22 protein-coding genes are annotated in these 22,232 nt (G+C 71.0%); 9 read left to right on the forward strand and 13 right to left on the reverse strand.

Going from position 1 to position 22,232, the window contains the following annotated elements; genetic code table 11:
* Nucleotides 1-143: 143 nt before the first annotated feature.
* Nucleotides 144-401 (forward strand): hypothetical protein, encoded by a 258-nt coding sequence (locus tag ACQPWW_RS09965; RefSeq protein ID WP_433131299.1) that lies wholly within the window; start codon nt 144-146, stop codon nt 399-401.
* Between the two features lie 6 nt (nt 402-407).
* Here ACQPWW_RS09965 and ACQPWW_RS09970 read toward each other — a convergent pair whose 3' ends face one another.
* The gene (locus ACQPWW_RS09970) at nt 408-1,214 is read right to left on the reverse strand and encodes an SDR family NAD(P)-dependent oxidoreductase (RefSeq protein WP_433131301.1); all 807 of its coding nucleotides are present in this window, start codon (nt 1,212-1,214) and stop codon (nt 408-410) included.
* 88 nt (nt 1,215-1,302) lie between these two features.
* Here ACQPWW_RS09970 and ACQPWW_RS09975 point away from each other — a divergent pair, with 88 nt between their 5' ends.
* The 3 genes from ACQPWW_RS09975 to ACQPWW_RS09985 all read left to right on the forward strand — a co-directional run bounded on the left by ACQPWW_RS09975 (nt 1,303) and on the right by ACQPWW_RS09985 (nt 4,055).
* The gene (locus tag ACQPWW_RS09975; protein WP_433134252.1) at nt 1,303-1,749 is read left to right on the forward strand and encodes a MarR family winged helix-turn-helix transcriptional regulator; all 447 of its coding nucleotides are present in this window, start codon (nt 1,303-1,305) and stop codon (nt 1,747-1,749) included.
* A gap of 68 nt (nt 1,750-1,817) precedes the next feature.
* Nucleotides 1,818-2,435, forward strand: a complete 618-nt coding sequence (locus ACQPWW_RS09980) for a TetR/AcrR family transcriptional regulator (RefSeq protein WP_433131303.1) — start codon at nt 1,818-1,820, stop codon at nt 2,433-2,435.
* Nucleotides 2,436-2,555: 120 nt separating this feature from the next.
* Entirely contained in the window at nt 2,556-4,055 is a 1,500-nt protein-coding gene (locus ACQPWW_RS09985; RefSeq protein WP_433131305.1) for an FAD-dependent monooxygenase, read from the forward strand.
* Nucleotides 4,056-4,096: 41 nt separating this feature from the next.
* Here the strand turns inward: ACQPWW_RS09985 and ACQPWW_RS09990 are convergent, their stop codons facing one another.
* From ACQPWW_RS09990 to ACQPWW_RS10020, 7 genes are all read right to left on the reverse strand, one after another.
* The gene (locus ACQPWW_RS09990) at nt 4,097-4,621 is read right to left on the reverse strand and encodes a hypothetical protein (RefSeq protein ID WP_433131307.1); all 525 of its coding nucleotides are present in this window, start codon (nt 4,619-4,621) and stop codon (nt 4,097-4,099) included.
* 72 nt (nt 4,622-4,693) lie between these two features.
* Nucleotides 4,694-4,945 (reverse strand): transcriptional regulator, encoded by a 252-nt coding sequence (locus ACQPWW_RS09995; protein WP_433131309.1) that lies wholly within the window; start codon nt 4,943-4,945, stop codon nt 4,694-4,696.
* A 67-nt stretch (nt 4,946-5,012) separates the two neighbouring features.
* Nucleotides 5,013-6,263 (reverse strand): MFS transporter, encoded by a 1,251-nt coding sequence (locus tag ACQPWW_RS10000; protein WP_433131311.1) that lies wholly within the window; start codon nt 6,261-6,263, stop codon nt 5,013-5,015.
* A 71-nt stretch (nt 6,264-6,334) separates the two neighbouring features.
* Entirely contained in the window at nt 6,335-7,216 is an 882-nt protein-coding gene (locus ACQPWW_RS10005) for a fructosamine kinase family protein (RefSeq protein ID WP_433131313.1), read from the reverse strand.
* Nucleotides 7,217-7,326: 110 nt separating this feature from the next.
* The gene (locus ACQPWW_RS10010) at nt 7,327-8,628 is read right to left on the reverse strand and encodes a nucleotide disphospho-sugar-binding domain-containing protein (RefSeq protein ID WP_433131315.1); all 1,302 of its coding nucleotides are present in this window, start codon (nt 8,626-8,628) and stop codon (nt 7,327-7,329) included.
* Between the two features lie 64 nt (nt 8,629-8,692).
* Nucleotides 8,693-9,631: an NADP-dependent oxidoreductase gene (locus ACQPWW_RS10015; protein WP_433131317.1), complete on the reverse strand. Its 939-nt coding sequence runs from the start codon at nt 9,629-9,631 to the stop codon at nt 8,693-8,695.
* 57 nt (nt 9,632-9,688) lie between these two features.
* A complete protein-coding gene (locus ACQPWW_RS10020; RefSeq protein WP_433131319.1) occupies nt 9,689-10,429 on the reverse strand; it encodes an HD domain-containing protein in 741 nt (246 codons plus the stop codon).
* Nucleotides 10,430-10,590: 161 nt separating this feature from the next.
* Here ACQPWW_RS10020 and ACQPWW_RS10025 point away from each other — a divergent pair, with 161 nt between their 5' ends.
* The gene (locus tag ACQPWW_RS10025) at nt 10,591-11,535 is read left to right on the forward strand and encodes a GlxA family transcriptional regulator (RefSeq protein ID WP_433131321.1); all 945 of its coding nucleotides are present in this window, start codon (nt 10,591-10,593) and stop codon (nt 11,533-11,535) included.
* A gap of 9 nt (nt 11,536-11,544) precedes the next feature.
* On the opposite strand, the gene ACQPWW_RS10030 is transcribed toward ACQPWW_RS10025, so the two are convergent.
* The gene (locus ACQPWW_RS10030; protein WP_433134254.1) at nt 11,545-12,702 is read right to left on the reverse strand and encodes a hypothetical protein; all 1,158 of its coding nucleotides are present in this window, start codon (nt 12,700-12,702) and stop codon (nt 11,545-11,547) included.
* Nucleotides 12,591-13,529: a GTP-binding protein gene (locus tag ACQPWW_RS10035; protein ID WP_433131323.1), complete on the reverse strand. Its 939-nt coding sequence runs from the start codon at nt 13,527-13,529 to the stop codon at nt 12,591-12,593. Before ACQPWW_RS10035 ends, ACQPWW_RS10030 begins: the two co-directional genes overlap by 112 nt.
* A 450-nt stretch (nt 13,530-13,979) precedes the next feature.
* Here ACQPWW_RS10035 and ACQPWW_RS10040 point away from each other — a divergent pair, with 450 nt between their 5' ends.
* Nucleotides 13,980-15,233 (forward strand): cellulose-binding domain-containing protein, encoded by a 1,254-nt coding sequence (locus ACQPWW_RS10040; RefSeq protein ID WP_433131325.1) that lies wholly within the window; start codon nt 13,980-13,982, stop codon nt 15,231-15,233.
* 101 nt (nt 15,234-15,334) lie between these two features.
* Here the strand turns inward: ACQPWW_RS10040 and ACQPWW_RS10045 are convergent, their stop codons facing one another.
* From ACQPWW_RS10045 to ACQPWW_RS10055, 3 genes are all read right to left on the reverse strand, one after another.
* A complete protein-coding gene (locus ACQPWW_RS10045; protein WP_433131328.1) occupies nt 15,335-16,585 on the reverse strand; it encodes a cellulose binding domain-containing protein in 1,251 nt (416 codons plus the stop codon).
* A 135-nt stretch (nt 16,586-16,720) separates the two neighbouring features.
* A complete protein-coding gene (locus ACQPWW_RS10050; RefSeq protein ID WP_433131330.1) occupies nt 16,721-17,677 on the reverse strand; it encodes a PaaX family transcriptional regulator in 957 nt (318 codons plus the stop codon).
* 118 nt (nt 17,678-17,795) lie between these two features.
* Nucleotides 17,796-18,056 (reverse strand): hypothetical protein, encoded by a 261-nt coding sequence (locus tag ACQPWW_RS10055; protein ID WP_433131332.1) that lies wholly within the window; start codon nt 18,054-18,056, stop codon nt 17,796-17,798.
* 223 nt (nt 18,057-18,279) lie between these two features.
* Here ACQPWW_RS10055 and ACQPWW_RS10060 point away from each other — a divergent pair, with 223 nt between their 5' ends.
* From ACQPWW_RS10060 to ACQPWW_RS10070, 3 genes are all read left to right on the forward strand, one after another.
* Nucleotides 18,280-19,227: an alpha/beta fold hydrolase gene (locus ACQPWW_RS10060; RefSeq protein ID WP_433131334.1), complete on the forward strand. Its 948-nt coding sequence runs from the start codon at nt 18,280-18,282 to the stop codon at nt 19,225-19,227.
* 476 nt (nt 19,228-19,703) lie between these two features.
* The gene (locus ACQPWW_RS10065) at nt 19,704-21,059 is read left to right on the forward strand and encodes a sensor histidine kinase (protein WP_433131336.1); all 1,356 of its coding nucleotides are present in this window, start codon (nt 19,704-19,706) and stop codon (nt 21,057-21,059) included.
* Nucleotides 21,047-21,691, forward strand: coding sequence for a response regulator transcription factor (locus ACQPWW_RS10070; RefSeq protein WP_433131339.1), 645 nt, complete (start codon nt 21,047-21,049; stop codon nt 21,689-21,691). The genes ACQPWW_RS10065 and ACQPWW_RS10070 overlap by 13 nt, the downstream gene beginning before the upstream one ends.
* Nucleotides 21,692-22,232 lie beyond the last annotated feature (541 nt).

A 22,232-nucleotide genomic window follows, 5' to 3' on the forward strand; every position in this document is an offset into this window, starting at 1 on the left:
CGGATCATCGCGGTAGCGCCGCCCGTTGTCGGGAATCGATTCGCGCGCCTCCGTGTAAGCCTTACGTTCACGAACTTCGATGTCCTGGCCCCGGCTCGACGGGGAGTATCGGTGCGCCGCGGACTGTGGTGGGAGGAGACCTGATGCGCGGACGCAGATGGGCGACCCTGGTGGCGACGGTGGCACTCGCACTGGGTGGGCTGGTCGGGGCCGGCGCCACTCCGGCTGCGGCGGACCCGCAGGGCGGCACGCTGCGCGGTGTCTACTACGACGGCCAGTTCTGCAACAGCTACGGCAGCGAGGGCGCCCGGACCGGGCAGTGGAGCTGGTACTACTGCGAGTACCGCCAGTACGGCCCGAGCGCTCCCGGCTTCTACTTCCTCTGGACCTTCACCTACTAGCGCCGGTCAGGCTACGAGCGCCCGGGTCGCGGCGGCGAGCCGCTGCCGAGCGATGGGGTCGTACGCCTGCTGGTGGGCCGGGGTGTCGTCGAAGCGGTCGAAGTAGCGACCGGACACTCCGTCGAGAGCGGGATCCGCGACGAGTCGCAGTGTCGGCAGCACCCCGGCGTCGACTGTGGTGACCGGGGTGAGGCCGCTGGCGTGCACCATTGGAGTGTCCATGAGGTGGGCGGGGTGCACGGCATTGACTGTCACCACGTCGGCCGGCACATCGGCGGCCAGGTCGAAGGTGGACATGATCATTGCGAGCTTCGCCCGGCAGTACGCGACGACCGCGTCGTAGGGGTCGTTCTCGAAGCCGAGGTCGTCGAGGTCGAGAGGGGCCTGACCCATCGACGCCACGTTCACGACGCGGGCCGGAGCGAAGGTCGTCAGGAGCGGTAACAGTCCGGTGGTGAGCAGGTAGGGCGCGAGATGGTTCACGGCCAGTCGCAGTTCGTGGCCCTGTCGGCTCACCGCGCGTCGGGTCGGGTCGGTCGCACCGACGGCGGCGTTGTTGACGAGCACGTCAAGCCGATGTTCGCGTTCACGTACGCGTGCTGCCAGAGCGCGGACCTGGTCGAGGTCGGCCAGGTCCGCGAGGTACGTCCGCACTGCCGGCGTCAACGCGCGCAGCTCGCTGGCGACCGCGTCGAGCCGGGTCTGGTCCCGCCCGTGCAGCAGAAGCGTGGCCCCTCGTACGGCGAGGTCGCGGGCGAGGTGGTAGCCGACGCCGCTGGTGGCGCCGGTGATCAGGACGACCTTGTCTTTCATGGAGTCTCCGCATCTTGATACCCATCAAGGCCTTGATGGTAGCAATCATCCTGACAAGAATTCAGCCCGGTACGATCTGCTGGTGGAGATGCCCGCCGACGAACGCCTCGGCTTCGACATCAAGCGCGCCGAGCAGGCGCTGATGGCGGCCAAGGCCGCGGCGCTGCGCCCGGCCGATCTGACCGTCGCTCAGTACGCGGCACTGTTCGCCCTCGCCGACAACCCCGGCATGTCGGGAGCCGCGCTGGCGCGAGCCTGCCTGGTGACGCCCCAGGCCATGACCGGCGTCCTCAAGGCCCTGGAGGATCGAGGGCTGGTGCGACGCTCGCCGCACCCCTGGCACCGCCACGTCCTGGAGACCAGCCTGACCGAGGAGGGCCGCGCCACGCTGCGTCGGTGCGACCGCGAAGCGGTGCGGATCGAACGGCGGATCGCCGACGCGTTGAGCCCCGCCGAGCGGGACCAGCTCCGTGACCTGCTGGCCAGGTGCGTCGAGGCGATCCGCGACACCGGTCAGCCGGAAGCGGGCCACTGAGACGGCAGCGCTTATTTTTGCGTGGCGCGCATATTTGCGCGTTGCGCAAGTAGTGCTACCGTTGTGGCATGACGGGGTTGCGGGAGCGCAAGAAGGCCGAGACGCGGGCGGCGCTCGGCTGGGCCGCGATCCACCTCACCGTCGAGCGCGGCTACGACAACGTCCGCGTGGAGGACATCGCCGCGGCGGCCGGGGTGTCCCCGCGCACCTTCAACAACTACTTCTCCAGCAAGGCCGAGGCGATCGCCTCCCGCCACCTCGACCGCAGTCTGCGCACCGCCGCCGCGCTGCGCGAACGCCCCGCCGACGAGCCGCTCTGGACGGCGCTCACCCAGGCCGCGCTGGAGCAGTTCACCCGCGGCCCGGAGGTCGAGGCGATGCCGTCCCCCGCGCACGGGCAGTGGGTGGCCGGGATCCGCACCATGCTCGCCGAGCCCGCGCTACAGGGCGAGCGGCTGCGCGCCGTCGCGGTCGCCGAGGCCGAGTTGGCCGCCGCGGTCGCCGAGCGCACCGGCACCGAACTCGCCACCATGTACCCGAGGCTCGTCGCGGCCGCCGCCAGCGCCGCCGTCGCCGTCGCCATGCAGCACTATCTCGACAGCCCCGACCCGCCCACCCCGATCGAGCACCTCATCACCGACGCCTTCACCCAGGTCGCCGCCGGCCTCCCGGCGCCGCCCCGCTGAGGCCCGACCTCCGCTCACACACCGCCTCACCACACGCCCTCAGCCGCTCATCCCCGCGGCGGGTCGGCCGCCTGCCGCGCCTGCCGTGGCGATGACGCACGCCCCGGAAGGATCACGACTGTGATCGATGTCCTCATCGTCGGAGCCGGTCCCAACGGCCTCATGCTCGCCTGCGAGTTGGCCCTGGCCGGCGTCCACCCCGTCGTCCTCGAACGTCACGTCACACCCACCGGCGAGCCCCGCGCCAACGGCGTCGTCGGCCAGGTCGTCCGCCTGCTCGACCGGCGCGGCCTCTACGCGCGGCTCAGTGGCGAGAGCACCCCGCCGACCCCCCAACCCGCCTTCGTCTTCGGCGCGTTCCCGCTGGATCTCACGATGCTCCCGGAGAACCCGCACTACGTGCTCGGCGTGCCGCAAGCCCAACTGGAGGCCACCCTCGCCGCCCGGGCCGCCGAGCTCGGCGTCGAGCTGCGCCGCGGCCACGAGGTCGTCGACCTTCGCCAACGCCCCGACGCGGTCGAGGTCAGCCTTGCCGACGGTACGCAGCTCAGCTCCCGCTTCCTCGTCGGCGCCGACGGCGGCCGCAGCGCGGTGCGTCGCCTCGCCGGCATCGATTTTCCTGGCGTCACCAACGACCGGTCGATCTCCCGCACCGCCACCGTGACCGTCCCCGCGTCATCCCTCGATCCCGAGACCGGGGGCCTGCGCGTCCCCGGCTACGGCGTCGTTCCGCCGTTCCAGCACACCCGCACCGCGCGTGGTCTGATCGCCTGGGCTCCGTTCCTCGGTCGTCCGGCGATCCTGAGCACGACGGAGTGGCCCGACACGCCACCGAGCGACGAGACCCCGATGAGCCTGGCGGAGCTACGCGCCAGCGTCGCCCGGGTGCTCGGCGCCGACGTTCCGCTCGGCGAACCGGACGGCCCCGGCCTGCTGCGGCGGCTGGCCGGCCAGAACACCCGTATCGCCGCCCGCTACCGCGCCGGCCGGGTGCTGCTGGTCGGCGACGCCGCGCACGTGCACCCCGCGATCGGCGGCCCCGGGCTCAACCTGGGCCTACAGGACGCCGTCAACCTGGGATGGAAGCTCGCCGCCACGGTCCGCGGCTGGGCGCCGCAGGGCCTACTCGACACGTACGAGACCGAGCGCCGCCCCGTCGCCGAACGGGTCGTCATGTCCACCCAGGCACAGTCGGCGCTCATCGGCCCCGGCGACGAGATCACCGGCCTGCGGGACCTCTTCGCCGAGCTGCTGCGCAAGCCGGAGGTGACCGGGCACATCGCGGCGCTGATGTCCGGCGCGGACATCCGCTACCCCGCCGACCCCGCGGACCCGTTGGCGGGTCGCTGCGCGCCCGACGTGGTCGTGCACGGTGACCACGGACCGGTGCGCCTCGCCGAGCTCACCCGCGCCGCCCGGCCGCTGCTGCTGGACTCCACGGGTGTTTACGCCGATGTCGCCGCGCCTTGGCGCGACCGGGTCGACGTGATCACCGGCTCCCTGGAGGGCACGACCGCGACCGCGTTGCTCGTGCGCCCCGACTGCTTCGTCGCCTGGTCCGCCGGGGACGCCGGTACGCTGCGCGCCTCGCTCACCCACCACTTCGGCCGGCCCGGATGAGCGGCCGCCGTGGCCTTCCACCGAGCATTGGCGGACGCGGGTCAGGGCCTGCGCCGGAGTTCGCGCAGCACGCCGTGCCGGCGCGCGGCCCACACGAGCCGCCGGACGCTCGGATGCCGCACGAACAGCACCGCCACCTGGCGGATCAGGCCGATCCGGTTGTCGCTCACCTGGTTGTCGATCGCCTGCCAGATCAGCTCGCGCACCCTGGCGCTGTCCAGCACCGCCCGCACCTCACGCCGCACCGCGGGATCCTCGGCCGCCGAAGCGATGGCGGCAGCCTGACCCGGCCGGTCCGCAAGTGGCTCCACCACCGCCGCGACGAGTGGCCGGCGTACCTCGTCCTGTTCCAACAGCAGCAACATGGCCTCCCGAATCTCGGTCGTGTCCAGGGCCGAGCGCAGCAGGCTCAACAGGCTGCGCTCAATCTCGCGGTCGTGATCCGCGACGGACAGCGTGGCCAGCAGCACCGCCACCTCGTCGAGGTCGATGAGGTGGCGTAACCCGCTGCGGAACTCCGGCAGCTCCCAGGCAACCTGGAGGGCCCTGACGAGATTGCGGTTCATGAATGATCCGCTACCCGGAAGCGACAGCCGACGAAACCCGGTGTGGGCGACCACGAGCCGAGGGCGCCCTTCTCATCGGCGGCGCAGGAACGCGTGCAGCTTGCTGCTGCTTCCCACCGGCGTCACATTGATCAGCTCCCAACCGATGTGGCTGAGGTGCTCGACGGCGGCGAGCGCCTGGCTGATGCTGTCTCCGCCGGTGGCATAGACGACCACGGCAAGGTGCCGGTACGGGTAGGCGCGCAGGTCGACAAGTTGCTGCAGCACCGCCGTCGCCGTGATGGCGCGAGAGCGCGTGACAGTTTCGATGGTTTCGCGGGACATGGCTCGACGATAGGAGGCACGCCCCCCGGCAGCCGCCCGGCCACGGGGTCGAGTCCTCCGGCCCGTCCTATCGGGGAACGGCGTCTCCGTCCGGGGCAGGGGTGACCGGGCGGGTGGTCGCGGGGTCGGCGCAGGGGCGGGCGGCGTTCGACACCGGCGCGGCGGAGGCTCGCCACGCGTCCACAGCGAGCAGCGTCAGCGCTGCCAGCGTCAGCAGCCCGCCGACGAGGGCCAGCGGACGTGCCCCCGAGGTGGACAGGAGGACACCGCCGAGCAGTGAGCCGCCGGCAATTCCGGCGTTGAAGGCGGTGCTGACACCGGCCGACGCGATATCGGTGCTGCCCGGGGCCAGTTGCAGCATCCGGCTCTGCACGGCGGAGCCGAACGCCGCGTAGGCGAGGCCGATCCCGGCGAGGAGCGCGACCGCGCCGGGCCGGAGCGCGCCGAGCGCGTACAGGCCGAACAGCGAGGCCGTGCCGATGCTCAACGGCGTCAGCAGGGAAGCGATCGGCCGGGTGTCCAGGGTCCGGGCCGCGGCCAGGGTACCGACGACGCCGGCAGCGCCGGAGGCGAACAGCAACGGCGCCAGCACCGCGTCGGCGAAGCCGCTGACGTCGAGCAGGAACGGTGTGACGTAGGTCTGCAGGGTCATGAAGCCGCCGATGCCGAGGGCTGTCGCGACAAGCAACAGGGTGAAGCGCCGTCCGTTCGGTGCGGTCCCCCGGGCGGCGCCGCCGGCGGCCGGGGGATAGGAGGGCAGGAAGACGAGCACCGCGGCGGCGATGGCCAGACCAACCCCGGCCAGCACCGCGAACGCCGTCCGCCACCCGGCGTGCTGCCCGAGCCAGGTGCCGAGGGGTACGCCGAGCACCGGGGCGAGCGTCGCCCCGGTCGCGAACAGCGCCACCACCCGGCCGCGTACCGCGACCGGAAAGGGCCCGGTCACTGTCGCCGTGGCGACGGACCAGAACAGTGCCTGCGCGAGGGCGGTCGCGAGTCGGGAGCCGGCCAGCACGGTGTACGTGGACGCGAGCGCGGCGGTGGCGTTCGCGGCGGCGAACAGGAGCATCGTGCCGCCGAGCAGGTGCCGTCGGGGGATCCGCTGGGTCAGCCGGGCCAACGGCACGGATGCCAGCACGACCACGACGGCGTACCCGCTGACCAGCAGACCCACCTGGGAGCGGGACCGGTCGAGATCGGGCGCGATGTGGGTCAGCAGGCCGACGGGCAGCAACTCGGTCGTGATGAACGCGAACGCGGCGAGGGACAGCGCGACGAGCACGGCCCTGGCCCTTCGCGGCGACACCTCCGGCGCCATGACCCACCCCCATTCGTGGTCACCGTAATCGAAGGGGTTTCGTCCCCGCTCAGCCGTCGTCGGACCTCGGGTCAGGCTCGCGTCCGGAAGGGGGCGAGCACGGTACGGATCTGGTCGGCCGCGCCCCAGTCGTCGTCGAACTGCGCCAGTACGGCGAGGTGTTGGCGCAGCTGGATGATCGGCATCCGGGCCGGCCAGTCGTCGTCGAGCGCGGTCCGGTCCGCGTAGACCTCGAAGAACCGTTGCGCCTCGGGTGGGGGCGAGGTGGACATCACGTGGGCGAGGTCGACCTCGGCCCACATGTAGGACACCGCCGGGTCGATCAGCGCCGGCTGCCCGTCCGCGGTGGCCAGGATGTTCTGGGTCCACAGGTCGCCGTGTGTCAGGCACGCGGGCCGGTCCGGCAGCAGGTCGGGCAGCCGGTGACAGAGCCGTTCCAGGGCCGCCCGGTCTCCGGCGTCGAGCGCCGCGTCCACCCGGGGCTCCCCGAGCCACCGCAGCAGTCGGTGCTCCGCGAAGAACGCGTGGCCGTTGTCGTGCCACGTGTTGACCTGGCGGCGGCGGCCCAGCCAGTTGTCGTGGTGCCAACCGAAGCGGGGATGGGTCGTGTGCAGGTGCATGTCGGCGAGCAGGTGTGCGAGCCGCTCCCAGAAGACCTCGCTGTGCGGCCTCGGGCGCAACACCGACAACACGAGTAGTCCGCGGTCAGCCAGGAGCACCTCGGGTGTCGGCACGCCGCCGATCTCGCGCAGGGCGGCCAACCCTTCGGCCTCCGCCCGGAAGACCCCGTCGGCCGGCGCGTCGGCGAAGGACTTGACGAACACCGACGGCGCGTCCCGGCGGGTGGCGATGCCCGCGACCGCCGCGACGCCGCCGGCCACCGGCTCCACCGAGACGACCTCGCCCATCCCGGCCGCGAGGAGGCGCTCCCGCAGGATCGTCGTCGAGCGCATCAGGGCGCCTCCTCGTTGTCGGTGTGCTCAGGTCAGCACAGTTTAGGTGGCGACGAGAACCCTCCTGACCGTCCACAGTGCTGGGAAAGGTGGCGCACCCTCGATGGTCCTCAGCGACGGGCAGCCGCGTCGACGATCTCGGCGATCGCGTCGAACGGGCTGTGCTGACCGATCTCCTTGGCCATGATGGCGGCCTGGGAGCGATAGCCGGGATCGCGCAGCACCGTCCGCACCGCAACGCGCACCTCGGTGACCGCGGGCCTGCCGGTCCGCAGGTTGACACCGGTGCCGCTCCACTCGACGCGGGCCGCCACCTCCGGCTTGTCCTCGCTGACACCGGCGACCACCAGCGGCACTCCGTAGTACAGGGCGGTCTGCACCCCGCCGTAACCACCGTTGGTGACCAGCGCGTCGGCGTGCGGAAGTAGGCGGTCGAACGGCACGAAGCCGGCCAGCCGCACGTTGTCCGGCACGTCGCCCAGGGCTTGACGGACCAGCTCGGGCCCGTCCGCGCGTGCCGTGGCGGCCACCACGAGGACGTCGAGGTCGGCGAGGGCACGCACCGTGGGGACGATCAGCTCGGTCAGGTCGTTGTTGGCGACCGTCCCCTGTGTGACCACCACCACCGGCCGACCGGCCGACAGCTCGGGCCACCAGGCCGGCTCCGCGTAGGAGCTGCTGGGCGTGGGAGGAAGCGTACCGACGAACCGCAGGTGCCCGGGGAGGTCGCCGCGGGGGTACTCGAAGCCGGGCACTGTCAGTTGCAGGTAGTGGTCCGTACGCCGGAAGGGCACGTCGAAGAGGTACTCGGGCATCGGCACGCCCAACGACCTGAGCGTCGCCTCGCCGAAGCTCTGTAGATCGGCGAAGAGTCGCCGCACCTCAGCGTTCATCGCCCGGTTGCGGGCGCGCGCCTCCTCGCCTGACGTCGGCAGCAGGCCGGGGCCGAACGCGGGCGCGTCCTCGCTCTGGATGAGCAGGGGAATGGAGCCCAGCGTCACAAGTGTCGGGCGCTCCCGCGGCGCCGCGGAGAGGCTGAGCACCGGTATCGACCAGAACCCGAGCTCACCCAGCACCACATCCGCGGGGAACCTCGCCAGTAGCGCCCGCAGTCCGCGTACCTGTGCGGGTAGTTGGCCCAGAAAGAAGGTCTCGAAGTCGAACGACAACTGGGCCGGTCCGGGCGGCAGTGTGGCCCGCAGCGGAAAGAGCGAGTCCAACCTCCGGTCGTCGAGGTCGGCGTCCGGCGGCAACGCCTGGAATCGCGCCCCGATGGCCAGAGCGCGTGCCTCGAACCGGGACCCGGTGTAGACGACCACCTCGTGGCCCCGCCGGACCAGGTCCGCCGCGATCGTGAGGACCGGACCCACGTGCCCCTCGAAGGGTGTCGCTCCAACTATCACCTTGGCCATCGGTGTCTCCTCACGTCCGCTGCTGTACCGGCGATCAGCACGCCGCTGTCCATCGCGTACGCGGTCACGACTGCGGCGTCCCTTGTCCGTCCACGAGCTGGATGATCGTCTTGCCGGGTGTGCGGCGGATGCGGCCGAACGCGGCGGCCGTTTCGGAGAGCGGGCGCACCGCGCCGACGATGGGGTTGAGCCGCCCGTTCCGCAGGCGCTGGGCGAGGTCGACCAGCCGGGCGCGGTCAGGTTCGACGACGAAGAAGATGGCTCGCCCGTTCCTCGGCTGGACGGTGGGCGGCGTGGCGATGGTGACGAGGGTGCCGCCCGGGCGTACCAGTTCGGCGGATCGTTCGAGGATGTCGCCGCCGATGACGTCGAGCACCACGTCCACCTCGCCGACGTGCCGCAGCTCGTCGGCGTCCAGGTCCACGAAGGTCTGCGCGCCGAGGGCGAGCACGACGGCACGGTCATCGGCTCGGCCGGTCCCGATCACGTTCGCGCCCACCTCATTGGCGAGTTGGACGGCGATCGAGCCGACGCCACCCGCGGCGCCGTGGATGAGGACAGTCTGGCCGGTCGTGAGATGGGCGTGGTCGAAAAGCGCCTGCCACGCGGTCAGTCCGGAGATCGGCAGCGCCGCGGCCACGTTGTGGTCGATGCCGGCCGGGAGCGGGGCGAGGTTGCGAGCCTCCACCGCTGTGTATTCGGCAAGGGATCCGTTGCGGGCCCAGTCCGTCAGTCCGAACACGCGCTGGCCCACGGTGAGACCGGTGGTGCCGTAGCCGAGTTCGGCCACGACCCCGGACAGCTCATGCCCGGGGATGGTGGGGGTGCGGTCGAGGCCCGCACGATCGGTCCACGTCGCCGGCCAGTCGAGTTCTCCCGGAGTGAAGCCGGCCGCGTGCACGCGCACGATGACGTCGTTCTCCGCGGCGTGCGGGTAGGGCATGTCGGTCAGGGTGAGCCCGCTGAGACCCGCGGTACGGTCGCGCACGGTGATCGCTCGCATGCGTGAAGCCTTTCCAGAAAGTTCGTCGGTGGGCCGTGACGGTGGGGGAGCGACAGCTCAGCTCGGCCAGGGCGACCCGACGATGCGCTCGACAGTCGTCACCCGCTGGAAGCCAGGGCTGAAGTGTTCGAGAATGTCGGAGTTTACGGTGCCGTTGGTGGTTTCGGGGCGATTCTTCAGCCCGTCGACGTGGGCGCGCAGAAACCCGTCCTTGAAGTCACCTCGCGGGTGGGCGGCGAGGATTTCGTCGAGCTGATCGCGGTCCAGTCCGTTCAGGCCGAGGCCGAGCACGTCGGTCAGGACACCGAGATAGGTGGTCGCGATCTCCGGACCCATCCGGTCGGGAACACCCGGCGTGGTGTGCAGCGCGATCGCCGTCCAGACGGTCTCGGCGGCGGCCGTCGAGAAACCCCGGTCCAGGAGGAACTTGCGGGCGTGGTCGGCGCCATCGATCTCGAAGCGCTGTTCGACGTCGGAAAAGGGAGTCAGCAGGCCGGAATCGTGGAACATCGCCGCCAGATAGAGCAACTCCGGATCCGGTGCCACGCCAAGCCGTTGCGCGTGAATCAGACCGAAGAGATAAACCCTGCGGGAGTGGTGGTAGAGGAGAGGCCTGGTCGTCTCCTGGATGTGCCTGGTCGCCTCGGCGACCGCTGCGGTCTCCGGAATCGCCAACCCCGCGATGACCTCTGGCATGGTTCCTGGCCTTTCGAGACGGTGTCGGTAGCGGTATGCGACCCCCATGCTGCCTTCCGATCGTCGTACGCCGCCGCCTTCCTCCGGCCAGGAATCACTCATATCCGGACGCGCTGAGATCGCAGACGTGCGGCCCGTCACACAGCGACGTGCTACCAATAAATGGTGTCCATTCCTCCGACCCACCGCGCGCAGCCCGCTCCGAGCAGCCCACGGTGGTGAACGGTGGCTCCCATTCTGTTGCGATCCTCGTCTACGACGGAGTGACGTTGCTGGACGTCGCCGGCCCGGCCGAGGTGTTCAAGGAGGCGAACCGGTTCGGTGCCGACTACGGGATCGTGCTGCTGTCGCCGACCGGCGCGGACGTCACGTCCAGTCTCGGGATTCGGCTGGCGGTCGACGGCGCGGTCTCCCCGGGGTCGGCCTTCGACACCCTGCTGGTGGCCGGGTCCGACCACTACCCGCGCGCCCGCGTCCCCGCCGACCTGGCGGACGCCGCCCGGATACCGGTGGCCGCGGCCGGCCGGGTGGCGTCGATCTGCACCGGGGCGTTCGTCCTCGCCGCCGCCGGCGTCCTCGACGGCAAGCGCGCGACAACGCACTGGCGGGTCGCGCACGAGCTCGCCGCCCGGTGTCCGACCTGCCGGGTCGAGCCCGACGCGATCTACGTTCGGGACGGCACCACGTACACCTCGGCGGGTGTGACGGCCGGCATCGACCTGGCGCTCGCTCTCGTCGAGGAGGACCACGGGCCCGACCTGACGCGTGACGTCGCGCGCTCCCTGGTGGTGTACATGCAGCGCGCGGGCGGCCAGTCCCAGTTCTCCGCGCCGTTGCAGGGGCCACCGCCGCGCTCGCCGGCGCTGCGCAGGATCACCGACGTGGTGACGGCGGATCCCCGCGGCGACCACTCGCTGGGTGAACTCGCGAGGCACCTCAACGTGAGCACCCGACAGCTCACCCGGCTCTTCCACGACGAGCTGTCCACGACACCGGCTCGCTACGTGGAGAACATCCGATTCGACCTGGCCCGGGCGCTGCTCGACCAGGGCCACACCGCGACGCAGGCCGCGACCCTCGCCGGGTTTCCCAGCTACGAGAGCATGCGACGGGTCTTCGCCCGAAAGCTGTCGATCAGCCCCGCCGCCTACCAACGCCGGTTCAGCACGGCTCGCCGCGCCCACGAGCCGGGTGGAGCGCACCGGTAGAGCCAGCCCTCAGGACCGGTTTCGTGGTTGGGCGAGAAAGCGCAGATACTCCACCCGGTCGAACGGGTTGCCGTCGGTGCGGGGTCGCCGCGGCGGGTCGCCGGACACCGGGCGGTCGCCGCCGGGCGTCGACGACCACAGCCCCTCCCCGCTGGACAGGTCCGGCAGCCGCCGCTGCGCCTCCGGTTCGAGCCGCGCCGGCAGTACCCCGTCGATCCGCCAGCCGGCGGTGCTCTCGTCGGTGCCGTCGATCCGGGCGCCGAGCCGGCCCAGGTACGACGTGACAGCGCCGAGCCGGCCGGCCGGCACCTCCGCCTCGAACCGGCGGCACGGCTCGAAGACCCGGGTGCCGGCCTCGGCGAGCGCCCGCATGAGGACGTACGGCGTCAGGTCCCGGAAGTGCCCGGCCGTGGTGATCGGCGACCAGTAGCCGCTGTGGGTGAGGGTGACCCGGATGTCGGTCACCGGCCAGCCGTGGCGACCCTGGTCGAGAGCGGCCCGGGCGGCCTCCTCGATGGCCCTGTGGAACGACAGCGGCAGCGAGCCGAGTTCGACCTCCAGCCGGTAGTCCACCCCGGCGCCGGGCTCCACCCGCAGGCCGACGGTGCCGAAGAAGCCGTGCCCGATGATCTCCACCGCCGTGCCGGTGCCGGTCGGCCGCTCGACGTGCACGAGTCGGGCCGGCCCGAACTCGGCCTCGATCCCGTACGCCTCGGCCAGCGTGGCGGCCACCACCTCGCGCTGCACCTCGCCGTAGAGCAGCACGCTCGTCCCGCCGTCCGGGGCCACCCGGGTCCGGAGGAACGGGTCGGTGTCCGCGATGTCCAGCAGCGCGGCGTGCAGCGCCAGCGTCCGGGCCGGATCGCGGGGGCGCACCACCGCCTCCAGGGTCGGCGCCGGGAAGTACGACCGTCCGTCGAGGCCGGCCGCGCTGCCGAGCTGGTCGCCGAGGCGGACCCCGGTCAGGCCGGCGATCCGAGCGATGTGCCCGGAGGTGAGCGTGGCCGGCGGATGGTCCCGCCCGGTCGGCTCGGCGTGGTCGGGAGCCGCGCCGATCACGTCGAGCCGGGTGATCCGGGCGCGGGTGGCGCTGACCCGGCCGTCCGGCTCCCGACGGTACGCGACGACCCGCTGGCGGGCCCGGAACTGCCCGCCGTACGACCGCAGGTACGCCACCCGCTCGCCGGCGCTGTCGCGTTCGATGGCGAAGACCCGGGCCCGCGGCTCGGGCTCCGCCGGCGGCGACGCCGGGAGCAGGGCCGCGATGGCGTCCAGCAGTTCCGGTACGCCGGCTCCGGACATCGCCGAGCCGAACAGCAGGGGGTGGATCTGCCCGGCCGCGACCTGGACCCGAAGCGCCTTGTCGATCCGGTCCGGGTCGGGCGGCAGAGGTCGTCCACCAGGGCGGCCAGCAGCTCGTCGTCGTGCTCGGCGAGGGCCTCGGCGAGCCGGCGGGCGCCGCCCGGGTCGTACCGCGGGTCGTCACGCCGGAAGGCGGCCTCGGGGGTGCCGGGCGCGCGGACCGTGCCCAGCGGGGCGACGGCCGGGGTGAGCAGTCGGCGCACGTCCGCGACCAGCTCGTCGGTGCGGGCGCCCGTTCGGTCGATCTTGTTCACGAAGATCAGCGTGGGTAGCCGGATCGACCGGAGGATCCGCATGATCCGCCGGCTGTGCGGTTGCACCCCCTCGACGGCCGACAGCACCAGGATTGCCGCGTCGAGCACCCCGAGCGCGCGTTCGACCTCGGCCACGAAGTCGCTGTGCCCGGGGGTGTCGAGCAGGTTGACCTGGCAGTCGGGCAATCCGAACGCGGCCACGGCGCTGCGGATGGTGATGCCCCGCCGGCGCTCGATCTCGCCGGCGTCGGTCCGGGTGGTGCCCGCGTCGACGCTGCCGAGCCGGTCGATGACGCCGGTGGCGTGCAGCAGGCGTTCGGTCAGGCTGGTCTTACCGGCGTCGACATGGGCGACGATGCCGAGGTTGACGGTCTGCATGGGTTGACGGGTCCTCGAAAGCTCGCGTCCGGATGGGCGGGAAGGTTTCGAGTCCTCGCATCGCCGTGCTCCTGTCCGTCGTTCGTTCCCGTCGTGCCGCCGGACCGATGGCGGTCCGGGTCCAGCTTCGGTCACGCTGGCACGGCCGGGGCCGGCCGGTCCACCCAATAAACGTGGACCCGGCTGTCGCCTCGCGTGATCCCACCCGGAAGGGCGACGCTTGATTACATCGTCCCGCGTCAATAGATTGACGGTGGGCGCCGCCGACGTCCGGGTGACCGGGCCGTCGGCGACTGACAGGTCCATCCCGAGCCGGGCACCGCGGTCGTACGCACCGACCTCGTGTGGCGCGCCGCCGCGCCGCACCCAGGGCGCGTTGGCGCGCTGCGTTCGTCACGGACGCGCGTCGCCGCGTCGCCTCCCTCCCGCTCGATGGCAGAAGGACCTCCCATGACGATTCTCCGTGCCCGCCCCGCTTCGACCCTCGCGGTCGTCGCCGCACTGGCGGCCGTGGCCGCGACCGGAACGGCCCTGCTCACCAGCCCGGCCTCGGCCGCCCAGGGTTGCCGGGTGGACTACACGCCCAACCAGTGGCCCGGCGGATTCACCGCCAACGTGAAGGTGTCCCCCGGCGACACCGCCGTCTCCAGTTGGACCGTCACCTGGACGTACGCCGGCGACGAACGCGTCACGAACGGCTGGAACGCCACCGTCAGCCAGTCCGGCTCGACGGTGACCGCCCGCAACATGTCGTACAACGGCAGCATCCCGGCCGCCGGTGCCACCGAGTTCGGCGTGCAGGGCACGTACGGCTCCAGCGGCGGCGCGCCGACCGGGTTCAGCCTGAACGGCGTACCGTGCAACGGCACCGGGCCGACCCCGACCGGCGTGCCCACCACGCTGGTGCCGACGACGCCCCCGCCGACCAGCGCGCCGCCGACGACGCCCCCACCGACCAGCGCGCCGCCCACGACGCCGCCGCCCACGACGCCGCCACCCACCACCCCGCCGCCGAGCGGGTGTGCCGGGGCGGTGCTCTGCGACGGCTTCGAGAACCAGACCGGCTCGACGCCGTCCGGCGACTGGACAGTGGTGAACCCGGACTGTTCCGGCGCCGGCACGGCCACCATCGACACGGCCACCACGCACAGCGGCAGCCGGGCCGTCCGGATCAACGGCGCGGCCGGGTACTGCAACCACGTCTTCATCAGGTCCACAAGGAACCTCGGTAGCGTGGGCAGTGTCCGGTACGCCCGGATCTGGGTCCGGCACACCACCGCCCAGCCGACCGAGCACACCACGATGATGGCGATGACCGACTCCGCCGACGGCAACAAGGACCTGCGCATCGGTGGCCAGAACGGCGCCCTGCAGTGGAACCGCGCCTCCGACGACGCGACCCTGCCCGAGCAGAGCCCGGCCGGGGTCGCGCAGAGCGTTCCGCTACCCACCAACCGGTGGACCTGCCTGGAGTTCATGGTGGACGGCTCGGCCGGTCAGCTCCGTACCTGGCTGGACGGCGCCGCCATCGCCGGGCTCACCGCGGACGGCGTGCCGACGCACGACATCGACGGCCAGTGGTACAACCGCACCTGGCGTCCCCAGCTCACCGACCTCAAGCTGGGCTGGGAGAGCTACGGCGGCGGGGCCGACACCCTGTGGTACGACGACGTCGCGGTCGGGTCCAGCCGGATCGGCTGCTGAGCCGTCGGCAGATCATCCAGAGGTATGAAACGCCCTCGGCGGGCCGGCGCCTGAGCGCCGGCCCGCCGAGCGGCGTGGCCCTTCCGCAGGATCGGCGAGCGTCAGCTCCCGGTGCAGGTGGCGGTGGCTGCGGTGCCGTTTCCGGTGCCCTGGAAGCCGAAAGTGGTGGTCTGACCCGCGGCCAGCCGTCCGTTGTAGCTCTGGTTCGCGACGGTGATGGCGCCGCTGGTACCGCTGGCAACGCCGTTCCACAGCGAGGTGACCGAAGCTCCGCTCGGCAGGTTGAGGGAGACTCGCCAGCCGGTGAGCGCGGTGGTTCCCGCGGTGACTGTGACGTTGGCGACGAATCCGCCGTTCCACTGGTCCTGAACGGCATAGACCGCGGTACAGGCGGGGGAGCCGTTGGGTGGTGGCGTGGTGGGCGGTGGCGTCGTCGGGGGTGGCGTGGTCGGGGGTGGCGTCGTGGGCGGTGGCGTCGTGGGCGGTGGGGTGGTGGGCGGCGTGCCGTCGTCCAGCGTCAGGTTCTTCTGCTGGACGGTCCACTGGGTGCGGCACAGACCGCAGTTGGGGCCGACGAAGTTGCCGCCCGCGGTGGTGTCGCCCTTCAGCCGCCACTTGAGGTAGAGCACCGCCACCCGGCCGAACTCGCCGCCGTTGGTCTGGTCGTACGTGCCACCATGCCCGACGTTCAGGTTCCCCATGAAGGCGGGGAGGGTGGCTGGCAGCTTGCCCCAGTCATCGATGGCATTCGGGTAGGCGATGTCGCTGGGACCGCCGACGAAGTACGCGATCGGCTTGGTCAGTCTCCGGAGCTGGTAGTCGTCGGCATCGTTCAACAGGCCGCTGCTGAAGATGCCGGTAGTGGTGACGCGCGGGTCGTTGGAGACGGCGTAGGCCTCCAGACCTCCGCAGGAGAAGCCCGCGACGGCGACCTTCGTCGTGTCGATCTTGTTGTAGTACTTGCTGCCCTGCCGGGAATTCTCCGCGATGGCCCAGTCGATGGACTGGGTGAGCATCTGGGAGGTGGTGGAGCCGGATCCGTTCGGTGCTCCGTTGGCGATGGCGAGGAAGCCGTGCGAGGCGATCTCCCGGAGGAAATTGCCCTGGGAGAGACCGTTGGCCGAGCAGCCGCCGTTGCCCCAGACGAGGATCGGAAGGCGCTCGGACGGGAGGGTCTGCGGCCGGAAGATGGTGTGGTTGGCCAGGCCGGTCGAGGTCTCGTAGTCAGCGGGATAGGGGCCGGAACCGCCGACCGCGGCATCGGCCGGTGTCGCGCCGAGCGCCATGATCACGGATGTGATCGGGACGACGGCTGCCGTCAGTCCCACGTAGATCTTCGATCTTCTCCTCATTCACCCCTCCAGCGGATGCGTCGATCACGCTCCCGGCGGCGGCGTGGTGGCTGTGCCTGCTCGCCCGACCACGGTCCCCGCAGGCGATCCGATGGGAGCTGTATGCAGTTACTATCACTGTCGTAATGATAAGTGTCAATGTATGGTCCGGCCACCGGTCGGCTCCGGTCGCGAGGGATCACTGGAAGCCTGGAAGTGCGTGATCCACGAGGAGGCGTCCGGCCAGTGCGGTGTTGCCACCTCGACGAGACGCGCCTGCGCGAGCGAGCCCAGCGCGGAGTGGACGTCCAGGAAGGTCTCCCTGGCCTCCTGTCGAGGCCAGGGCTTCGGCAGCAGATGCGGCGGCAGGTCCGGATCGAGGTCCGCGAACTTCCGCCAGGAGTCCATCGCGGACGTCCGGGCGATCAGCGCCCTGGCGGGGGCCACCCTCCCGGCGCGGGCGGCCACCCGCAACCCCGCGTACCGCCGGACGAACGTCGAGTACGCCGCCCCGAGAGCGCTCAGGTCGTACGCGGACGCCGGGCCGTGCTCCCCGGCCTCCTCGTCGAACCGGACGAGCATGACCGACCACCGGGCACCCTCGACCTGGCGCAACAGCCCGTTCAGCGCCTCCCGCACCGGCGCGGCGTCGGTCCCGGGCCGGATCCACACGCTGTCGTACAGACCCACGAAGCCCAGCGCGCCCAACGTCCTGCGTACGGCGTGCCGGGACGCCTGGCCGGCGCTCGGAATCGAGAAGGACGCCAGCACCCAGTCGCCGGTCCAGTGCGGCGGGCGGGCGCCGAAGTTCAGAAAATGCCGCATTCGGGAGCGGTGCCTGTCGATCGCCGCGGGCGTGAGGTGGTAGACCGGCGGCCGGCGGTCTCCCCGCACCGCGATGAGGCCGCGCTTGACCAGCCGGGACAACGCCGCACGGGCGCTGGACTCGCTGACTCCGAACTCGCGCAGGATCGCGATGACCGCCGCCGACGGCAGATTGGCATCCGCGGAGTCGAGGTACTCACCGAGCAGCGTCGCCAGCAGATGTTGCGGGCTGGACCCGGTCTGAGCGCGGGGGACGCGGAGGTCGTCGGCAGGCTCGTGGGTGCTCACCGTCTCAGGTTGCCGCACCGCGCCACGCATGACGCCGTCAGACCTCGCTTCCGGGCGCACGCGCGGCGCAGTGGGGCACGCGGCGCTCGCCCGTCACCACGGCGCGGTCCCGGTCCCGTCAGGTCGCCAGGCCGGCGCCGGTGACCAGGACCGTCGCGGCTGCGGCGGTGACGGCGATCTCGGCCCCGATCAGCCGGAGCCGGGTGATTGGCTGACTCGCGAACAACGTCAGCCGCCGGTCGGACTCGGCAGCCACGAACGCGGTCATCCGGACGGTGACGAAGCCCCCGAGCGGCATGGCGAGGATCGCGAACAGCGTCGCGGCGAAGCCCGCGACGCTGCCCAGCCCTTCAAACGCGACCTGAACCTCGAACTGCACGGCCGGGACGTTCGCGGCCGGCTGGCGGTGATCAGCCAGGAATCTGGTCCACCGGCACCCACCTGCTGACCGACCCACCGGCAGGCGCTGGTGCGTCCGGCCCGGACCGGGCACCCTGCCTGACGGGTTCTGATTTGCCCTCGGCGAGGGTAGGGGTAACTCCCAACCCGACTGGGTGGTAGCAGGATCGAGCAAGATCCAGAAACCGTGGAAGCTCATTTCCATGACCACGCAGAAGATCTCCCGGTTCCATCGGGCCGCCCTGGCCCTCGTCCTTCCCGTCGCCGTGATAGCGGCAGTCGCCGGGTGTGATGACTCGGCGGCGCCGAAGGCCGCACCCGCGGCCAGTTCGGTAGCCGCCGTTCCCTCGACCTCGCCAAACACGGCCGGCCCGGCAAGTTCGGCCCCCGCAGCGGGCTTGCATATGATCGCCAACAACGGGCATCAGCTTGCCTTCCACGTCACGCCCGGAAGTTCTCCCACCATCGTGCTGGACGCCGGCGGCGGCGAGGACTCCTCGTACTGGGATGCCCTGGTGCCTCAACTGTCGCAGGCCACCGGATCGCAGATCATCACCTACGACCGGGCCGGTCTGGGCGCCAGCGAGGAGGTGAAGGGCCCCTGGGACCCCCAGGCCGCCGCCTCCGACCTGCAGGCCGGTCTGCGTGAACTCGGCGTCACCCAGAACGTGGTCCTCGCGGGCCACTCGCAGGCAGGAGAGGTGGCCCACTACTTCGTCCTCGCGAACCCCGGCGTTGTCTCCGGGGCGGTGCTCATCGATGCCAACGTGCCGCAATTCTTCACCGACACCCAGACCCAACGCCTCGTCACGCTAACCGCGCCGCAGATCGAAGAGCTCAAGAAGGCGCCCTCGACGAAGGCGAACCGCCAGCTCATCGCCACGGCCGACAACTTCGGTCCCACGCACCAGGCGTACCACAAGATCTCCTGGCCCGACAGCGTCCCCGTCATCTATGTCGTGTCGGACAAGACACCCTTCGACGGATCTCCGCAGGACGCTCAGGCCTGGCGCGACGCGGCAGCGGCGTTCGCCAAGGCGGGGCCCGACCGCACACTCGTCATCGCCAAGGGAAGCTCTCACGACGTTCCCCAGGACAAGCCCGCCCTGGTGCTCAAGGAAATCGAACAGATGATCGCCACCGTCAAGTAACGGCCATAGTGCCGGGGGAATGGGGCCGGCGCAGCCTGGTTGACCAGCACCGCCCAGGCGGTCTCGATCAACCAGTCTGCGGAGACGACCTCACCGCGTGCGGCCACCGCTAGAGCCCGCTAGAGCGAGCACGGAGTGTCCGGCCGACTCGGAATTCGTTGTGGCGCAGCTGCCGACGACCCGGGCAGCGCCGTAGGCGAGCGCGACAAGCCACACGGTCCGGATCCCGATGACGGCGAGGTGGTGGTCGAGATTCGGGGAGCGGGCCGGAACTGCTTACGCGATGGGTAACGTGTGCGCGGGTGTCGATCGATCGAGCCGTCGACCGGCAATGCCAGCCTCCGTGGGCCACAGACGGACACCATGCTCGCTGGATCCACGCGGAGTGGCGGAACCCACCGTGGGGAAGTGCGGACCGCCGGCCGCTGTGAATCACCAGCCCGGCGATTCGGCACGATGCGCAATGATGGAGTGAGATGACCGATCACAGCGGAAGCGCCCTTCCCGGCGGCTCCTCGCCCTCGCGGGACGGCTCCGGGCCGGGTCTCGTCGCTCGCAACGGTCCGATTCCGCGCTCCGCGCTGGCCCAGCGGATGAGCCTGCTGGGATGGTCACTGGTGCTGCTGCCGGGCGCGGTCCTAGGTGCCGTGCTGGCCACGCTCTGGATCACCTCGATATCGATCGCCGCGCTTGGCGCCGGAATCCCACTGACCCTGCTCGCGACCGTACTGGTGCGCTGGTTTGCCGACCTGCACCGCCAGTGGGCCGCCGACCGGCTCGGCGAACCGGTGCCCGCCCGGCCCTATCAGCCGACGCCGGATGCCGGGTGGCCGGTGCGGCTCTGGGCGATCCTGCGCGACCCGGCGACGTGGCGAGACTGGATCTGGTTGGTGGTCAACTCGATCACCATATGGTTGAGTTGCGGACTGTCGCTGCTGTTCTTCGTCTTCGGAGTCGTATACCTGGCCTACCCGCTCATCTATCAACTGACGCCTTCTCAGGTATTCCGCACTCCGATGGGGGAGGCCTTCCGGCTGCACAGCGTCGCGCAGTCGTTCGGGCTGGTACCGCTCGGTCCGGTTTTCCTTCTGCTCTGGTACGTCACTGCGGCGCGCCTCGCGAACCTCAACGCTCGGGTGATCCGCGCTCTGCTCGGCCCCACCGAACAGGCGCGCCTGCGGGCCCGCGTCCAACAGTTGGCGACCTCGCGAGCTGAGACCGTCGACACCCAGGCCGGCGAACTGCGCCGAATCGAACGCGACCTGCACGACGGCGCGCAGGCCCGGCTGGTGTCACTGGGTATGAGCCTGGGCTTGGCCGAACAGTTGCTGCCCAGCGATCCGCAGGCCGTCCAGCAGCTGCTGGCCGAGGCCCGCGAGTCGACCTCCAGCGCCCTGACCGAACTGCGCGACCTGGTACGAGGCATCCATCCGCCGCTACTGGCCGACCGTGGCCTGGACGGCGCACTCAAGGCCTTGGCCCTGGTCAATCCGATCCCGACCACGGTGGTGACCCGCCTACCCGGACGGCTGCCGGCCCCGATCGAGTCCGCGGCCTACTTCGCCGTCGCCGAGGCCTTGTCGAACGCCATCAAGCACGCCCAGGCCCAGCAGATCCGGATCACCGTGGAGTTCGCACCCCACCGGGGCGGCGCTGCCGGGGAACTGACGATGCTGGTGGCCGACGACGGCCGTGGGGGTGCTTCGATCGATTCCGGCACCGGCCTGCGTGGCATCGTCCGTCGCCTGGCGGCCTTCGACGGCACGCTGACCGTTGACAGCCCGCCGGGCGGACCTACCGAGGTGAGGATGTCGCTGCCGTGCGTATCGTGATAGCCGAGGACCTCCCCCTGCTCCGCGAGGGCCTGATCAGGATCCTGCGGGCCAATTCATTCGAGGTCGTGGAAGCCGTTGACAACGGCCCCGCGCTGATCCGGTCGCTGACGAAGCACCGCCCCGACGTCGCCATCGTCGACGTGCGGTTGCCGCCGACCTTCACCGACGAGGGGCTGCGTTCCGCGATCGAGGCCCGCCGCCAGATTCCAGGGCTGCCCATCATGGTGCTCTCGCAGTATGTCGAGCAGATCTACGCCCGGGAACTGATGTCGGATCGCGCGGGCGCGGTGGGCTACCTGTTGAAGGACCGGGTTACGGACGTCGACCAATTCGTCGCCAGTGTCCGGCAGGTCGCTACCGGGAGCACCGTTATGGACCCCGACGTGGTGAGTGCGCTACTCACCCACCGCTCCACCGACCCCAAGCTCCTGGAGCTGAGCCCACGCGAGCATGAGGTCCTCACCCTGATGGCGCAGGGTCGCTCGAACGCTGCGATCGCCGCCCGGATGTTCGTCACCGAGAAGACCGTCAGCAAACACAGCAACAGCATCTTCACCAAGCTCGGTCTCAAGCCCTCCGAGGACGACAACCGCCGCATCCTGGCGGTACTCGCCTACCTGGAAGGCTGAGTCCTTGGCCTCTGCCCCACCATGAGTGCGACCGAGGAACTGCCGAGCAACCAGGGCCGGTGGGGCGACGACGAAGAGCTGAGCACCCTGAATCTGATCACGGATGAGGTACGCCACGGGCGGCGTCATGTACGGGTCGACGCAGCGTTCGCAGCCGGAATCGTGACCCGAGGAGTGCTGCCCGACCTCGCGGCCGACGGCCCGGTACCGGCGGAGCACGCGGTCACGTCGGAGGATCTTGAGGTCGCCTGCCCGGGTATGACCCGTCACCGGCCGGCCTCGCCGCCGCCGGGCACGACGCGAGCCACCGGGAGATCCTGCGGCTGCTGACCCCGGGGGCCGCCACCGGATCGCTGATCCGACACGGCCCGCACATCGCGCAGGTCGCGAAGTACATCGACGATTTCTTCGGGTTCGACCAGTGGTTCCTCTTCGACACCCGGTGGGCGGCGGCCCACCCTGACCTGGCCCGTTCCCTGCTGCGCTACGCGGCGCACTGGGATCCGTACGACGGGTTCGCGTCGGCCTAGGGCGCGCGGCC

It is taken from the genome of Micromonospora sp. CA-240977 (assembly GCF_050942285.1).
Lineage (GTDB): Bacteria > Actinomycetota > Actinomycetes > Mycobacteriales > Micromonosporaceae > Micromonospora.

What these genes read in the sequence shown, in the direction of transcription:
- ACQPWW_RS09965 (WP_433131299.1), top strand. Translation starts at nt 144, where the DNA reads ATGCGCGGACGCAGATGGGCGACCCTGGTGGCGACGGTGGCACTCGCA.
- ACQPWW_RS09970 (WP_433131301.1), bottom strand. Translation starts at nt 1,214, where the DNA reads ATGAAAGACAAGGTCGTCCTGATCACCGGCGCCACCAGCGGCGTCGGC.
- ACQPWW_RS09975 (WP_433134252.1), top strand. Translation starts at nt 1,303, where the DNA reads ATGCCCGCCGACGAACGCCTCGGCTTCGACATCAAGCGCGCCGAGCAG.
- ACQPWW_RS09980 (WP_433131303.1), top strand. Translation starts at nt 1,818, where the DNA reads ATGACGGGGTTGCGGGAGCGCAAGAAGGCCGAGACGCGGGCGGCGCTC.
- ACQPWW_RS09990 (WP_433131307.1), bottom strand. Translation starts at nt 4,621, where the DNA reads ATGAACCGCAATCTCGTCAGGGCCCTCCAGGTTGCCTGGGAGCTGCCG.
- ACQPWW_RS09995 (WP_433131309.1), bottom strand. Translation starts at nt 4,945, where the DNA reads ATGTCCCGCGAAACCATCGAAACTGTCACGCGCTCTCGCGCCATCACG.
- ACQPWW_RS10000 (WP_433131311.1), bottom strand. Translation starts at nt 6,263, where the DNA reads ATGGCGCCGGAGGTGTCGCCGCGAAGGGCCAGGGCCGTGCTCGTCGCG.
- ACQPWW_RS10005 (WP_433131313.1), bottom strand. Translation starts at nt 7,216, where the DNA reads ATGCGCTCGACGACGATCCTGCGGGAGCGCCTCCTCGCGGCCGGGATG.
- ACQPWW_RS10010 (WP_433131315.1), bottom strand. Translation starts at nt 8,628, where the DNA reads ATGGCCAAGGTGATAGTTGGAGCGACACCCTTCGAGGGGCACGTGGGT.
- ACQPWW_RS10015 (WP_433131317.1), bottom strand. Translation starts at nt 9,631, where the DNA reads ATGCGAGCGATCACCGTGCGCGACCGTACCGCGGGTCTCAGCGGGCTC.
- ACQPWW_RS10020 (WP_433131319.1), bottom strand. Translation starts at nt 10,429, where the DNA reads ATGAGTGATTCCTGGCCGGAGGAAGGCGGCGGCGTACGACGATCGGAA.
- ACQPWW_RS10035 (WP_433131323.1), bottom strand. Translation starts at nt 13,529, where the DNA reads ATGCAGACCGTCAACCTCGGCATCGTCGCCCATGTCGACGCCGGTAAG.
- ACQPWW_RS10040 (WP_433131325.1), top strand. Translation starts at nt 13,980, where the DNA reads ATGACGATTCTCCGTGCCCGCCCCGCTTCGACCCTCGCGGTCGTCGCC.
- ACQPWW_RS10045 (WP_433131328.1), bottom strand. Translation starts at nt 16,585, where the DNA reads ATGAGGAGAAGATCGAAGATCTACGTGGGACTGACGGCAGCCGTCGTC.
- ACQPWW_RS10060 (WP_433131334.1), top strand. Translation starts at nt 18,280, where the DNA reads ATGACCACGCAGAAGATCTCCCGGTTCCATCGGGCCGCCCTGGCCCTC.
- ACQPWW_RS10065 (WP_433131336.1), top strand. Translation starts at nt 19,704, where the DNA reads ATGACCGATCACAGCGGAAGCGCCCTTCCCGGCGGCTCCTCGCCCTCG.